The organism is Paraburkholderia bengalensis (assembly GCF_037126505.1).
Classification (GTDB): domain Bacteria; phylum Pseudomonadota; class Gammaproteobacteria; order Burkholderiales; family Burkholderiaceae; genus Paraburkholderia; species Paraburkholderia bengalensis.
On record NZ_JACFYJ010000157.1, the window covers coordinates 1 to 12801 of the forward strand.

The window sequence follows — 12801 nt, forward strand, 5'->3', positions numbered from 1 at the left end:
GGTTGCACGCGGAAAGGTATCACGGTAGCGCTGGGTATTGGGAACCGAAAGCCCCAGCATCGATACGCGACCGCATCAACAACTAGCCGGAACCGGCCACTTTCGGACATTGGTCAGCCTCTCCGCGGAGACGTTCGAACGTCATCTCCAACAGAATACCGCTCATCCCCCGCTGGCCGGCTGGCCCATTGACTTGCGTCAACGATGTGCGGCCAAGACGCGGCACCATAGGCGCAGAACCTGCTCATCGCTGCCCGTTCGCCAAATGCATCACCGCTTGTGGGCGGACGTGGCGATGCGAATAGCCTACCTGCAGCAATGCCATGCGCAACAATGCCGCTCCCAGCGAACGCCCGAAGCAGTATGCCTGTCGGCTGCACGCGGCCGTCATGGCGCTCGCGCTGTCGCTGTCACTCTCCGCTTGCCTGTCGCTCGCGCCGGAATATGAACGCCCCATATTGCCGGTCGCCCCCTCGTGGCCGACCGACGCGCCTGACGCGGGCCAGTCAACTGCCGCCGACGTGGCTTGGCGCGACTATTTTCCGGACCCGCAGCTTCAGGCCCTGATCGCGCGGGCGCTCGAGCATAACCGCGACCTGCGCATCGCAGTGCAGCGTGTCGAAGAGGCGCGCGCCGCATACGGTGTACACCGCGCCGATCAATTCCCTACCGTCCAGGCGGGTGGGTCGTACATCCGCTTCCGGACGCCGGGCGGCATCCTGGGCAGCCAGCCGATCGACGGCGCGGGCTATAGCGTGAGCCTGACGGAAAGCAACTGGGAACTTGACTTCTGGGGACGCGTGCGCAACCTGAAGGATGCCGCGCTCGAAAACTATCTGGCCAGCGACGCATCGCGGCGCGCCGCCACCCTTACGCTGATCAAGCAGGTCGCCGACGCTTACCTTCTGCTACGAGAATTCGACGAGCGCATTGCAATCGCGCACCAGACGATTGCGACCCGCACGGAATCCTTACGTATCTTCCGGCGGCGATACGAGGTCGGCGCGACGTCGAGGCTCGACCTGACGCAGTCGCAGATTCTGCTTGAACAGGCGCGTACTCTCGCCGCACAGCTACAGCAGCAGCGTGCCACTGATGCTCATGCGCTCGACGTGCTCGTCGGCTCGCCGACGGCGCTGTCGCCGCTGGCGCGACTGGACGACAACAGCATTCGGGCCGATCTCGGCGCGGGCCTGCCATCGCAATTGCTGGAAAATCGCCCCGACATCGTCGCCGCCGAACATCAGCTGCGCGCAGCCGATGCGAACATCGGCGCGGCGCGCGCGGCCTTTTTCCCGCGCATCACGCTGACTGGCGCGCTCGGCACCAGCAGTACCGCGCTTCAGGACCTGTTCTCGTCCAACACCGGCGCGTGGATCTTTCTTCCGAGCGTGTCGTTGCCGGTCTTCGACGCGGGACGCAACCGCAGCAACCTGGATCTCGAAGAGGCGCGCCAGAAAGAGGCGCTCGCGCAGTACGAAAAAAGCATTCAGTCCGCGTTTCGCGACGTGGCCGATGCGTTGTCGGCACGCGAGTGGCTGGCCGACCAGGTTCAATCGGCACGCGCGACCCTCGATGCGCAGACCGAGCGCGCGCGTCTTGCACGGCTGCGCTACGACAGTGGCGCGACGCCGTTCCTCGAAGTACTCGACGCACAGCGCGATCTGCTGGACGCGCAGCAGGCGCTCGTGCAGATCCGCAGGGCGCTGCTGTCGAGCCGAGTCGCACTCTACTCGGCGCTGGGCGGCAATCTGGAGCACGAGGCCCGGGTCGGCCAGCCGCCGTCGATAGCCGGACATTCGACCTCACAGGACCCGTCGCAATGAACGTTGCAACAACAACAAAAAGACTGATTGCCGTCGCTGCGATGCTCGTCGCCGCTGCCGGCTACTATGCGTGGACACGACTGCACACGGACGGCCCGGGCGACGCGTTCGCGAGTGGCAACGGCCGTGTCGAGGCGACCGAAATCGACGTCGCGACGAAGCTCGCCGGCCGCGTCGACAGCATCTATGTCGACGAAGGCGACTTCGTGAAAGCGGGCCAGCCGCTTGCGAGGATGCAGGTCACCGTGCTCGAAGCACAACTCGACGAAGCGCGCGCGCAGCATCAGCAGGCGATCAACAATGCGGCGAGCGTCGAGGCGCAGGTCGCGCAGCGCGTGAGCGACAAGGCCGCGGCTCGGGCGCTCGTGACGCAGCGCGAAGCCGAACTCGACGCCGCGCAACGCAAGCTCGCGCGCTCGGAAACGCTGTCGCGCGAAGGCGCTTCGTCGATGCAGGAACTCGACGACGACCGCGCGCGGATGCGCAGCACCGAGGCAGCAGTGAACGCCGCCATCGCGCAGGTCGCGACCGCGACGGCCGCGATCGACGCGGCCCGCGCGCAGCTCGTCGCGGCGCGTTCGATGGTGGTTGCGGCTCAGGCCACCATTGCGCGGGTCAATGCCGATATCGTCGATAGCGAACTCACCGCATCGCGCGACGGCCGCGTGCAGTACCGCGTCGCGGAGCCGGGCGAGGTGCTCGCAGCGGGCGGAACGGTCCTCAACATGATCGACCTCTCCGATGTCTACATGACCTTTTTCCTGCCCGAGACGGTAGCCGGCAAGGTCGCGCTCGGCGCCGAAGTTCGGGTGGTGCTGGATGCCGCTCCCAACTATGTGATCCCGGCCGCGATCACGTTTGTTGCCAGCACCGCGCAGTTCACGCCGAAGACCGTCGAAACCGCGAGCGAACGCCAGAAACTGATGTTTCGCGTCAAGGCGCGCATCAGCCGCGAGTTGCTGCTCCAGCATCTGAAGCTCGTCAAGACGGGGCTGCCGGGTGTCGCGTGGGTCCGTATCGATTCGCGGGTCCCGTGGCCCGCGAACCTGTCGATCCGGGTGCCGCAGTGAGCGCCATGCTGCCCTGCCTCGCCGACGACCTCCATGGCGGCGACGCGAGCGGCGTGCCGGTCGTGAGCCTGCATGACGTGACGCTGCGCTACCGCAAGACGGCCGCGCTCGACGGCGTCACGCTCGACATTCCCGCGAACCGGATGGTGGGCCTGATCGGACCAGACGGGGTCGGCAAGTCGAGCCTGCTCGCGCTGGCGTCGGCGCCCGCAAGGTGCAGTACGGCACAGTTGATGCGCTGGGCGGCGACATGGCGTCGGCGCGCCACCGCAACCGCGTCTGCCCGCGCATCGCGTACATGCCGCAGGGCCTTGGGAAGAATCTGTACCCGACGCTGTCGGTCGAAGAAAACCTGGAGTTCTTCGCGCGGCTATTCGGCCACGACGCAGCTGAACGCCGCCGCCGCGTTGACGACCTGACGCGCAGCACGGGGCTTTATCCGTTTCTGTCGCGCCCAGCGGGCAAGCTCTCCGGCGGCATGAAGCAGAAGCTCGCGCTGTGCTGCGCGCTGATTCACGACCCGGACCTGCTGATTCTCGACGAGCCGACCACGGGTGTCGATCCGCTCGCGCGCACGCAGTTCTGGAACCTGATCGCGCGCATTCGTGATACGCATCCCGCGATGAGCGTCATCGTCGCCACCGCCTATATGGACGAAGCAAAGCGCTTCGACTGGCTCGTCGCGCTCGATGCCGGACGCGTGCTCGCGACCGGCACGCCGGCTGCGATTCTCGAGCAAACGGGCTGCCGCACGCTTGAGGCAGCATTCATTGCGTTGCTGCCCGAGGCGAGACGACGCGGGCACCACGCTGTCCAGATCACACCGCTGCAGTCGGGCGACGAAACGGACTTGGCGATCGAAGCCCATGATCTGACGATGCGTTTCGGCGACTTCGTCGCGGTCGACCACGTGAGCTTCCGCATCCGCAGAGGCGAGATATTCGGCTTTCTTGGCTCGAACGGTTGCGGCAAGTCGACCACGATGAAGATGCTGACGGGACTGCTGCCCGCTACCGAAGGCTCCGCCACGCTGTTCGGGCACCCGGTGGATCCTGACGATATCGACACGCGCCGACGCGTCGGCTACATGTCGCAAGCGTTCTCGCTGTATGGCGAGCTCACCGTGCGGCAGAACCTGATACTCCATGCGCGGCTGTTCCATGTGAACGAGCGCGAGATTCCCGCGCGCGTCGACGAAATGGTGAACCGCTTCGGCCTCGCGGACGTGCTCGACACGCTGCCCACGAACCTGCCGCTCGGCGTCAGGCAGCGCCTGTCGCTCGCGGTGGCGATGGTGCACAAGCCGGAACTGCTGATTCTCGACGAACCGACCTCGGGCGTGGACCCGATTGCGCGCGACAGCTTCTGGCAGCTGATGCTCGATCTGGCCCGCCGCGACCGCGTGACGATCTTCATCTCGACGCACTTCATGAACGAAGCAGAGCGCTGCGATCGCATCTCGCTGATGCACGCCGGGAAGGTGCTCGCCAGCGACGCGCCGGCCGCGCTCGTGCGTGCGCGCCGCGCGTCAACGCTCGAAGCGGCATTCATCGGCTATCTGGTCGATGCGGGCGGCGAGCCGGCCATTGATATCGCGTCGCGGGGCACGACGATCGCCCCGCCGCGCGAAGCGGCCGCCCGCGCGCTCAGCCAGCGCCGTTTCAGCCCGGCGCGGATGCTCAGTTACATGTGGCGCGAAGGGCTCGAGCTGCGGCGCGACCCGGTGCGCGCGACGCTCGCGCTGCTAGGCTCGCTCGTCCTGATGTGCGTCATGGGCTTCGGCATCAATATGGACGTCGAAAAGCTCAGCTTCGCGGTGCTCGACCGCGACCAGACCGAACTGAGCCGCGACTACGCGCTGAACATCTCGGGCTCGCGCTACTTCATCCAGCAGGCGCCGCTTGCCGACTACGACGACGTCGACAGGCGCATGCGCAGCGGCCGGCTCTCGCTCGCCGTCGAGATACCGCCGGACTTCGCACGCGACCTGCAGCGCGGTCGACCGGTCGAGATAGGCGCGTGGATAGACGGCGCGATGCCGCAGCGAGCGGAGACGATACGCGGCTACGTGCAAGGCATGCACGCGGCTTGGCTCGCAGATCAGGCGCAGCACCGGCTCGGCGCTGCACCTGCCGCCCGGCTCGACATCGAGACGCGGTTCCGCTACAACCCCGACGTGAGAAGCCTTCCGGCAATGGTGCCCGCGATCATTCCGATGCTGCTGCTGATGCTGCCGGCGATGCTGACCGCGCTTGCGGTCGTGCGCGAACGGGAACTGGGTTCGATCGTGAACCTGTACGTCACGCCAGTCACGCGCGCGGAATTTCTGCTCGGCAAGCAGGTGCCGTACGTGCTGCTCGCGCTCGTCAACTTCCTGCTGATGACACTGATGGCGCGCTTCGCGTTCGGCGTTCCCGTGAAGGGCAGCTTCATCACGCTGCTTGCGGCCGTTCTTGTCTTCAGTATCGTGGCGACCAGCCTTGGGCTCCTTGCGTCCACGTTCACGCGCAGCCAGATTGCCGCCATTTTTCTCACCATCGTCGGCACCATGGTGCCGACGATCCAGTTCGCGGGGCTGATCAATCCGCTTTCTTCGATGGAAGGCAGCGGCCGGGTCATCGGACAGATCTATCCCGCCGGTTACATGTTCACGATCAGCCGCGGCGTATTCAACAAGGCGCTCGGCTTCGACGAATTGCGGGCACAGTTCTGGCCACTGCTCGTCACGATACCGGTGGTGATGCTGGTGACGATGGCGATGCTGCGCAAGCAGGAGACGTGACGATGATACGCAGGCTCTCGAACATCTACCGGCTCGGCATCAAGGAACTGTGGAGCCTGCGCCGCGATCCGATCATGCTCGTACTGATCGTCTACACGTTCACCGTATCGATCTACTCGGCCGCGACAGCGCAGCCCGATACGCTGCATAAAGCGCCGATCGCGGTGGTCGACGAGGACGCGTCGCCGCTTTCGGCGCGGATAGTCGAGGCATTTTTTCCGCCGCAGTTCGACACGCCCGCGCTCATTTCGGCATCGGCCGTCGACCGGGGTCTCGACGCCGGCACATACACTTTCGCGCTCGACATCCCGCCGAATTTCCAGCGCGACATCCTCGCGGGCCGTCGCGCCGTCATCCAGCTGAATGTCGATGCGACCCGGATGAGTCAGGCGTTTACCGGCAGCGGCTACGTGCAGCAGATCGTGAGCGGCGAGGTCGATACGTTCGCGCGACACTATCGGGCGGACGCGACGCCGCCCGTCGATATCGCCATACACATGCGTTTCAACCCGAACCTCGAACATGTGCGATTCGGCGCATTAATGGAGATAATCAACAGTGTCACGATGCTGTCCATCATTCTCACTGGTGCGGCGCTCATCCGGGAGCGCGAGCACGGCACCATTGAACATTTGCTGGTCATGCCCGTGACGCCGGCGGAAATCATGCTTTCGAAGGTCTGGTCGATGGGGCTCGTCGTCCTCGCTGCCGCTGCGTTCTCGCTGACGTTCATCGTACGTGTGGCGCTGCACGTGCCGGTTGAGGGATCCGTGGCGCTATTCATGCTGGGCGCCGCGCTGCACCTGTTCGCGACGACGTCGACGGGCATTTTCCTCGCGACACTCGCCCGCAGCATGCCGCAGTTCGGCATGCTGATCGTGCTCGTGCTGCTGCCGTTGCAGATGCTGTCGGGCAGCATCACTCCACGGGAAAGCATGCCGCAAATCGTTCAGGACATCATGCTCGCGGCACCCACCACGCACTTCGTCGAACTGGGTCAGGCAATACTTTACCGCGGCGCGGGCATCGACGTGGTGTGGCGGCCTTTCTGCGCATTGATCGCGATTGGCGCCACGCTGTTCGCCCTATCGCTGCGCAGGTTTCGCAAAACCATCAACCAGATGGCCTAGCTGGCCCGCGAGAAGTTCGCCGACCGGAACAGCCGAGTCGCTTTGCAAGCCCGTTCAAGTCATCGACGACAACGTCCCACGCCTGCTCCGCTTTCAGGTCCGTCCGCTGATGGGGCCGTGCTCGGTCGAGCGGGCGACGAATGCCGTCGCAGCGCCGCACTGGCGGGACGCGGCAAGATCGACATTATGGGCGACGACGTGGCAAACTTCGGCTGGGGCGGAACTCAGTATGTCCGCGGTCTTCCTGTAGACCTGCGGCGATGTTTAAGGTGCGCATTGTTATAGCACGACGCCCGCGGCCCGCGGCCGCGCTCGCTCGTTCCAATACTGCCGCTCGATCGTCCGTTGGACCCTGAAAGCAGCCCCATATTTGAGCTCAGTCGACGGACCGAAGTGGGTCGAATTCGCCCTGTGGCCACCGTTTAGTGACGGCGTCATTGTGATGCATAGAGGGTTTGTCGCCTGACGGCGAACGGCATCCCTAACACCACCAGTGCAATGGTTGCTCGCAGTGCGTTGCTGATAGCTGGCGCCGAGCTGTCGACGCTGCGAGCCAAACATTACCGCGCCCGGGGGCCAGCCGTTGCAGTAAGCTCCTGTAAATTCGCGTAGTGTCCCGGCGCATTTTCAGCAAGCCAATCTCGCACATGTCCGTTATTGAGCAATGAGTTAACGTAGCTGATCGACACGCTCAGATGGAGATGTTCAACGCCATATCGGTCTTCAACATCGGTCACCTTCGCCTGAAGCGAGACGATTTCACGCTCCAGACGGTCAATCTGTTCGCGGGCTGCCTCCTCCTGGCCCCCTCGCGAAGCCGGAGCGGGCACCAGTTGCTCGGGTGGCGTGGCAAGCTTGATGGCGCGGGCAAACGCGGATGTGAAATTGGATTGACTGCACATGAGCTCCGCTGCCTCGAGCTGACGCAAAGGCTTCATGCATTTCAGTATCTCGTAGGTTGCGGCAGGGCAATTCCGGTCCGCCAGCAGTGCCGCTGCATCGCTGCAGACGCCCGTGAGCAACCTGACCTTCGTCTTGACGGTCCGTCCATCGACACCGAGCACGGCTGCAATGCGTTCCTGTGGTACCCCGCGGTCAACCGCCTGTGCGATCATGCGCGCGTCCTGACCTGCCGTCAGCCGGTTGACATGCCGGTTATAGGTGTAGGTCTCGTCTTCAGTTGCCAGAAGGCATGTTGCCGATTGCTTGCCTAGCCGGCGCAGGGCCTCCAGTCTCAATCGACCATCGAGAACAACATAGCGGCCTTCAACATCGCGTTCTGCAATGACAACAAGTGGTTCGACGAGCCCCACAGTGGCCACTGATGCAAGGACCTGAAGGAATTTCTTGCAACGCGTAGCGCCTGTGACGAGCGGGCGGTGCGGACGCAGAACTTCCAGGGCCAACTGCACAGTTTCGCTTTCAAACGCTCGTTCGACGATGCGGGCGGGTATGGCGTCAGGCTTGCTCATGGCTGTCGACTCCCTCGATACGATCTGCCAGAAGGCGTGGCATGCTCTCCAGACTCTCCTTATGCAGCACTTCTACGAAGTGCTCATCCGCAAGAAGACTTCGAAAGATGGATACGACCATCGCGAGCTGAGCGTGTACCATGTCGGCTTTCTTGACCAGAAGCATTTGACGCTCGCTCTCTCGAACGTACAGCTTGCGCAATTTTTCGGGGCTTAGTGAATCCCGTGTCAAGTGCGACCTGCCGCGTGATTTGTCGTATCCACGGCGTTTAAGTCGCTGGTCAATGATGCGACGAACGACTGCGAGCTGGGTTCGCTTGAGAGTCCCGTCTGCGTAAGCATCCGCCAGGGCGAGCTGCAATTCACTATCGTTCGATCGTGCGATGGAGATGGCGAGCCCGATAGGCAAGGTTCCCCGTTCGACGGCTGCAACAAGTCGTTCCTCGCCATGTTCCAGCAGCGTGAGGATGCTGTGCAGATACGATACCGATAAGCCAACTTTGGCCGCAACTTCGTGAAGAGGCTGCCCCGACTTGACCATCTCCTCCACGTCCCGCAGCAATTCAATGGGAGCGTGGTTGCGCCGGGCGACATTCTCGACGAGGCTCATCTCAAGGCAGCCGCACTCGTCGCTGTTGATTACACGGGCCGGAATGGATGTCTGCCCGAGCAGACGCACCGCTTCTATGCGCCCCTGGCCGCACACCAGATCGTAGGATGTCGTTCCGTCCGGGCCGCAGTGAGCACTGACGGTAATGGGGCGCTTCAGGCCAACGGAAGCAATACTGTCGACAATCGCGCGGTGCTGCCTTCTTCCGCGCCCCCTGGGGTTGAGTACTCGAATCTGGTCCAAAGGAATATCAACGATAGTCGTTTCTGTCACTGGATCCATGGCAAACCTCGATTGTTGCGCGGGCACACAGAGTCAGCAGCACCGACAGGTCGGTCGTTCTGAAAGCCTCTACGCCCGGTACTCGTGAGGGGGACAGCATGAGTTCGTCGCTGTCCCCCAGAAGCGTCTCTGGCAGCAGGTAAAAGCATTGCAAAACGAGACGGGGGCGGGGGAAGAGACCAATCAGGAGCAGGTCGGCGGGATGCCGGCGCGATCGTGTCGCCATCGCGTAAGGAAGGCAGCTGATCTCTTTATGCCCGAGAGTGACGGTCACTTTGACCCTGAGGCCATGGTCAATACAGAGCATCGAAAAGCTGCTGTCGTGCTCCACTACGTGACCTGCTGCTTCAAGTTTTGATGTGAGTTCCGCCAGGTGTTCTGCCATTGCCCGCTTGGCGACAATCCTCTGATCGACGTACGTCATATCGAAAGCCGGACAGTAGCCAACCTGTCGGTACATGTCGGAAAGTGACGGTATAAGTCGTCGAACCCGAGATTTCCCAGGGACATCCAATCGTTCGCGGATATCTTTCAATGACAGTCGGCCAGATTCGTGAAGAAGTCGTGAGATGTCAGCCAGAGCCTGGCCTGCGTCAATCTTCGAGTTGTTCCGATTCAGGCGGGCCTGTGCGGCCGCGAATGTCTCCGTGTCGACGATGGGTTCGAATGCGCCGTCAGCTCTCACCCACCGGGCGGAAGGATTTCGTACGAACGGGCCGTGCAGCTTCTTCGAGCTGCGGTTCCAGAGCATGTTGCCGATGTACTTCTCGTTCTTGAGCAATCCATAGACGGCGGAGCCCGTCCACGGCCGCCCCATTGAGTTGCAGATACCGAATGAGTTCAGGCGGGCAGCGATCTTGCCTACCCCGAGTTTGTCGTGCAGGTACCAGTAGAAGATTCGCCGAACCAACGCCACTTCATTTGGAGGCCCCGGGACCAGGACAATGTGGTCGGTCTGAATGCTTTTTTGTTCGGCAGATCGTAGACAGCCTTTGGGCTGTCGGGAGGCGTCGACGAGCATGCGACGTAGTCCGTAACCGGGCGTTGATCCCTGCCAGAATCCACGCTCGACATGCCGTGATTGCCCGAGGAATACTTTTTCGGACAGTTCACGACTGAACTCACCGGCCATCGCGCGTTTAATGCTCTTGATGATGTTCGATGCGGGTGAGCCATCGTTTGCGAAGGGCTCGGCGCAGTAGATGACCTTGACGCCGGCCTGGCGGCACAGGTACTCGTGGTGTGCACTTTCATCGACATCCTGGAATCGTCCCCATCGGCTTATGTCGTAGACCAGAACCGCATCGAAGGGCCTGGCCTGGTCGAGCACGTCCTTGAGCAGTTTCACGAGCGCGGGCCGGTTTCGCAGCGTAATGCCCGACCGTCCGTCGTCCTCGTAAGTGTTGACGATTTCGATGTCGTGATCGAGTGCGTATGCGGCGATCGCACTTTTTTGATTTTCTGGCGAATATTGCTGATGCTCGGTGGACATGCGTACGTACTGTGCCGCGCGTAGCCGTACACCGGCATCGGCCACGACTGTGGACGGGTGCATTGGCGAGAGGGAGAGCGTGGGATATTTATTGATACGTCGCTTTCAGGCGCAGTCAAGGCGCAAAACCTGCATGACGAGGCGGCGGCAAAGGGCAACTATCAGTAGACTACAATGGACAGGCAGGCAATTACCACGAACGCGCAATGAGCACACCACTCAATCTTGATTTGCAAGCAAAAGCGGAGTTGCTCGCGTATCTCGTCGTATCGCAGTTATTGGCCAGGGCACTTACTGGCGAATGGCTGTCACCGCTGCACACGGTTGAGTCAACCGGGCTTTGGCTCTTGTCAAATAGCGGCGGCGCCGACCTCATCGACCGGGTTCGACTCTCCAGTTATGCGCTTGAACTCGCCAGGCGCGTTGCTGAGCGAACGCCGACTGCCCAGAACCGGAGTGTCGCTGCGAGCTTGATCACGGAAAACCTTCGGATCGATTTTCGGGTCCCGATCGCGCGTGAGATTTACCAGGCATGTATCGATCACCTGGTTGACATGGGATGGATCTGAAGAGAGCGACCAGTCTCCATTTTCCCGAGCGCGACAGCTGCATCGGATGTCCGTTCCGCATCGAACAGTTGCCCTTGAGCGAACAGCGACCGCTCGGTAAGCGCACAATCGATCTCCCTTCGTTGGAGAGGAGGTTGATATGGAAACGCTTAATTCTTCAGCCGGCCGGCGGCCGCCGTGGAACAAAGACAGATTAACTGGTCAGAAGCCGCCATTGAAGCTTCGCGAAATCTGGGCGATTCGAACCAGACTTCAGTTGTCGTCCAATAGTCGTGAGCTGGCATTGTTCAACCTGGCCATCGACAGCAAGCTGCGTGCGTGCGATCTGACGCGGCTTCAGGTTCAGGACGTCTGCATCGGAGGACGCGTGGTCGCACTGGCAACGTTTATGCAACAGAAGACTCAACGACCGGTGCAGTTCGAGATCACGGAGCAGACCCGGCAGAGTATCGCGGCATGGATTACGGCGCGAGGACTGAAACCTACCGACTATCTCTTTCCGAGCCGGCTACATGCCTCGCCTCATATGTCGACTCGCCAGTATGCCCGCATCGTCCACCGCTGGGTCGCATCGATCGGGCTCGATGATGCGGCATACGGCACCCACACCATGCGTCGTACAAAGGCTTCGCTGATCTATCGACGCACCAGGAATCTGCGCGCCGTTCAGCTGTTGTTAGGCCACACCAAGCTGGAAAGTACGGTGCGCTACCTCGGAATCGAGGTGGACGACGCGCTTGAGATGGCCGAGCAAACCGAAGTGTGAGAGCTACCGGCCGGTGAGCGGGCGCTCGCCGGCCACAAGCGCTCGGTGGTCGCCATCCAATTCCCAATTCGGATATCCAAGGTCTCGTCCGCCCACGCTCAATGGCCGGTGTTCGGCGAGCAGATTGCACGTGGCATTGCCTGTACGCGGCCAACTGCGGCCGCTTGACAGAGTGTTCTCATGGTCATTCGGGCGGCCGCTCCGCTCAAACAACGGACCTTCGTGGTCGAATCGGGCCGATCAGCCACGCCGTTGGCGGCTCAATTTGTTGCGCGGCGGGTCAGCTTCGGATTTTTTACCAGCTGAGGTAGTAGCTTTTCACCTGCCCGGCGCGGTTCGCATTTTCAGTGGCGGCCGACAACACGGCCATTTCGGCTTACCATGGTCAGCATAGGAGCGGTAGGCTGCGCTGCGCACACTGCCGAGCCGACAACCAGCCATGCGGCCGTCGTTGCGGCTGAAGTCACCGGCCCGTGGCAAGCAAGGATTACCCACAATGCGAACACGAGATGTGAGCCAGGGCCGGCGCGATTTTCTTCGCATGTCTGCCGCGGCGCCGGTCACGCTGCTGCTGTTGGCCCTCGGAGAGGCGTATGAGCAGCCCGGCGCAGTTTCAGCTACGCCGGCCTGCACCGACGAACATGAACCGACACTGAGGTTGACCCGCGAAAACGGACACCTATTCTTTTGATGAGAAGGAGGTGTCGAAATGGGCAGACATCGAATGCCATACCCAGCGGACTTCCGGGCCCAGATAGTCGAACTGGTGAAGTCCGGACGTACGCCTGAGGACCTTGCGCGC

General features: G+C 62.2%; 9 protein-coding genes and 2 pseudogenes. 7 read left to right on the plus strand and 4 right to left on the minus strand.

What is annotated here, in order from left to right; translation table 11 throughout:
* Positions 1 to 323 precede the first annotated feature (323 nt).
* The 4 genes and pseudogenes from H3V53_RS40745 to H3V53_RS40760 all read left to right on the plus strand — a co-directional run bounded on the left by H3V53_RS40745 (position 324) and on the right by H3V53_RS40760 (position 6808).
* Positions 324 to 1826, plus strand: a complete 1503-nt coding sequence (locus tag H3V53_RS40745; RefSeq protein ID WP_419539737.1) for an efflux transporter outer membrane subunit — start codon at positions 324 to 326, stop codon at positions 1824 to 1826.
* The gene (locus H3V53_RS40750) at positions 1823 to 2896 is read left to right on the plus strand and encodes an HlyD family secretion protein (protein ID WP_336602665.1); all 1074 of its coding nucleotides are present in this window, start codon (positions 1823 to 1825) and stop codon (positions 2894 to 2896) included. The genes H3V53_RS40745 and H3V53_RS40750 overlap by 4 nt, the downstream gene beginning before the upstream one ends.
* Before the next feature lie 5 nt (positions 2897 to 2901).
* Positions 2902 to 5678 (plus strand): annotated as a pseudogene (rbbA, locus tag H3V53_RS40755) (ribosome-associated ATPase/putative transporter RbbA).
* 5 nt (positions 5679 to 5683) lie between these two features.
* Positions 5684 to 6808: an ABC transporter permease gene (locus tag H3V53_RS40760; protein WP_336602673.1), complete on the plus strand. Its 1125-nt coding sequence runs from the start codon at positions 5684 to 5686 to the stop codon at positions 6806 to 6808.
* Here H3V53_RS40760 and H3V53_RS40765 read toward each other — a convergent pair.
* The 4 genes and pseudogenes from H3V53_RS40765 to H3V53_RS40780 all read right to left on the minus strand — a co-directional run.
* Positions 6792 to 7057, minus strand: a pseudogene (locus tag H3V53_RS40765) (hypothetical protein); the annotation flags it as partial. The gene H3V53_RS40760 and the pseudogene H3V53_RS40765 overlap by 17 nt on opposite strands.
* Positions 7058 to 7368: 311 nt before the next feature.
* On the minus strand, positions 7369 to 8280 hold the full coding sequence (locus H3V53_RS40770) for a plasmid partitioning protein RepB C-terminal domain-containing protein (RefSeq protein WP_336602666.1): 912 nt from the start codon (positions 8278 to 8280) through the stop codon (positions 7369 to 7371).
* The gene (locus H3V53_RS40775; protein ID WP_336602667.1) at positions 8267 to 9172 is read right to left on the minus strand and encodes a plasmid partitioning protein RepB C-terminal domain-containing protein; all 906 of its coding nucleotides are present in this window, start codon (positions 9170 to 9172) and stop codon (positions 8267 to 8269) included. Before H3V53_RS40775 ends, H3V53_RS40770 begins: the two co-directional genes overlap by 14 nt.
* A complete protein-coding gene (locus H3V53_RS40780; RefSeq protein ID WP_336602668.1) occupies positions 9141 to 10727 on the minus strand; it encodes a recombinase family protein in 1587 nt (528 codons plus the stop codon). Before H3V53_RS40780 ends, H3V53_RS40775 begins: the two co-directional genes overlap by 32 nt.
* A 143-nt stretch (positions 10728 to 10870) precedes the next feature.
* Here H3V53_RS40780 and H3V53_RS40785 point away from each other — a divergent pair, with 143 nt between their 5' ends.
* The 3 genes from H3V53_RS40785 (at position 10871) to H3V53_RS40795 (ending at position 12690) form a co-directional block, all read left to right on the plus strand.
* The gene (locus H3V53_RS40785; protein WP_336602669.1) at positions 10871 to 11233 is read left to right on the plus strand and encodes a hypothetical protein; all 363 of its coding nucleotides are present in this window, start codon (positions 10871 to 10873) and stop codon (positions 11231 to 11233) included.
* A gap of 139 nt (positions 11234 to 11372) precedes the next feature.
* Complete coding sequence (locus H3V53_RS40790; RefSeq protein WP_336602670.1) at positions 11373 to 11999, plus strand: tyrosine-type recombinase/integrase; 627 nt, start codon at positions 11373 to 11375, stop codon at positions 11997 to 11999.
* A gap of 496 nt (positions 12000 to 12495) precedes the next feature.
* Complete coding sequence (locus H3V53_RS40795; RefSeq protein WP_336602671.1) at positions 12496 to 12690, plus strand: twin-arginine translocation signal domain-containing protein; 195 nt, start codon at positions 12496 to 12498, stop codon at positions 12688 to 12690.
* Positions 12691 to 12801: the final 111 nt, after the last annotated feature.

What these genes read in the sequence shown, in the direction of transcription:
- H3V53_RS40770 (WP_336602666.1), bottom strand. Translation starts at nt 8,280, where the DNA reads ATGAGCAAGCCTGACGCCATACCCGCCCGCATCGTCGAACGAGCGTTT.
- H3V53_RS40745 (WP_419539737.1), top strand. Translation starts at nt 324, where the DNA reads ATGCGCAACAATGCCGCTCCCAGCGAACGCCCGAAGCAGTATGCCTGT.
- H3V53_RS40780 (WP_336602668.1), bottom strand. Translation starts at nt 10,727, where the DNA reads ATGCACCCGTCCACAGTCGTGGCCGATGCCGGTGTACGGCTACGCGCG.
- H3V53_RS40785 (WP_336602669.1), top strand. Translation starts at nt 10,871, where the DNA reads ATGAGCACACCACTCAATCTTGATTTGCAAGCAAAAGCGGAGTTGCTC.
- H3V53_RS40790 (WP_336602670.1), top strand. Translation starts at nt 11,373, where the DNA reads ATGGAAACGCTTAATTCTTCAGCCGGCCGGCGGCCGCCGTGGAACAAA.
- H3V53_RS40775 (WP_336602667.1), bottom strand. Translation starts at nt 9,172, where the DNA reads ATGGATCCAGTGACAGAAACGACTATCGTTGATATTCCTTTGGACCAG.
- H3V53_RS40795 (WP_336602671.1), top strand. Translation starts at nt 12,496, where the DNA reads ATGCGAACACGAGATGTGAGCCAGGGCCGGCGCGATTTTCTTCGCATG.
- H3V53_RS40750 (WP_336602665.1), top strand. Translation starts at nt 1,823, where the DNA reads ATGAACGTTGCAACAACAACAAAAAGACTGATTGCCGTCGCTGCGATG.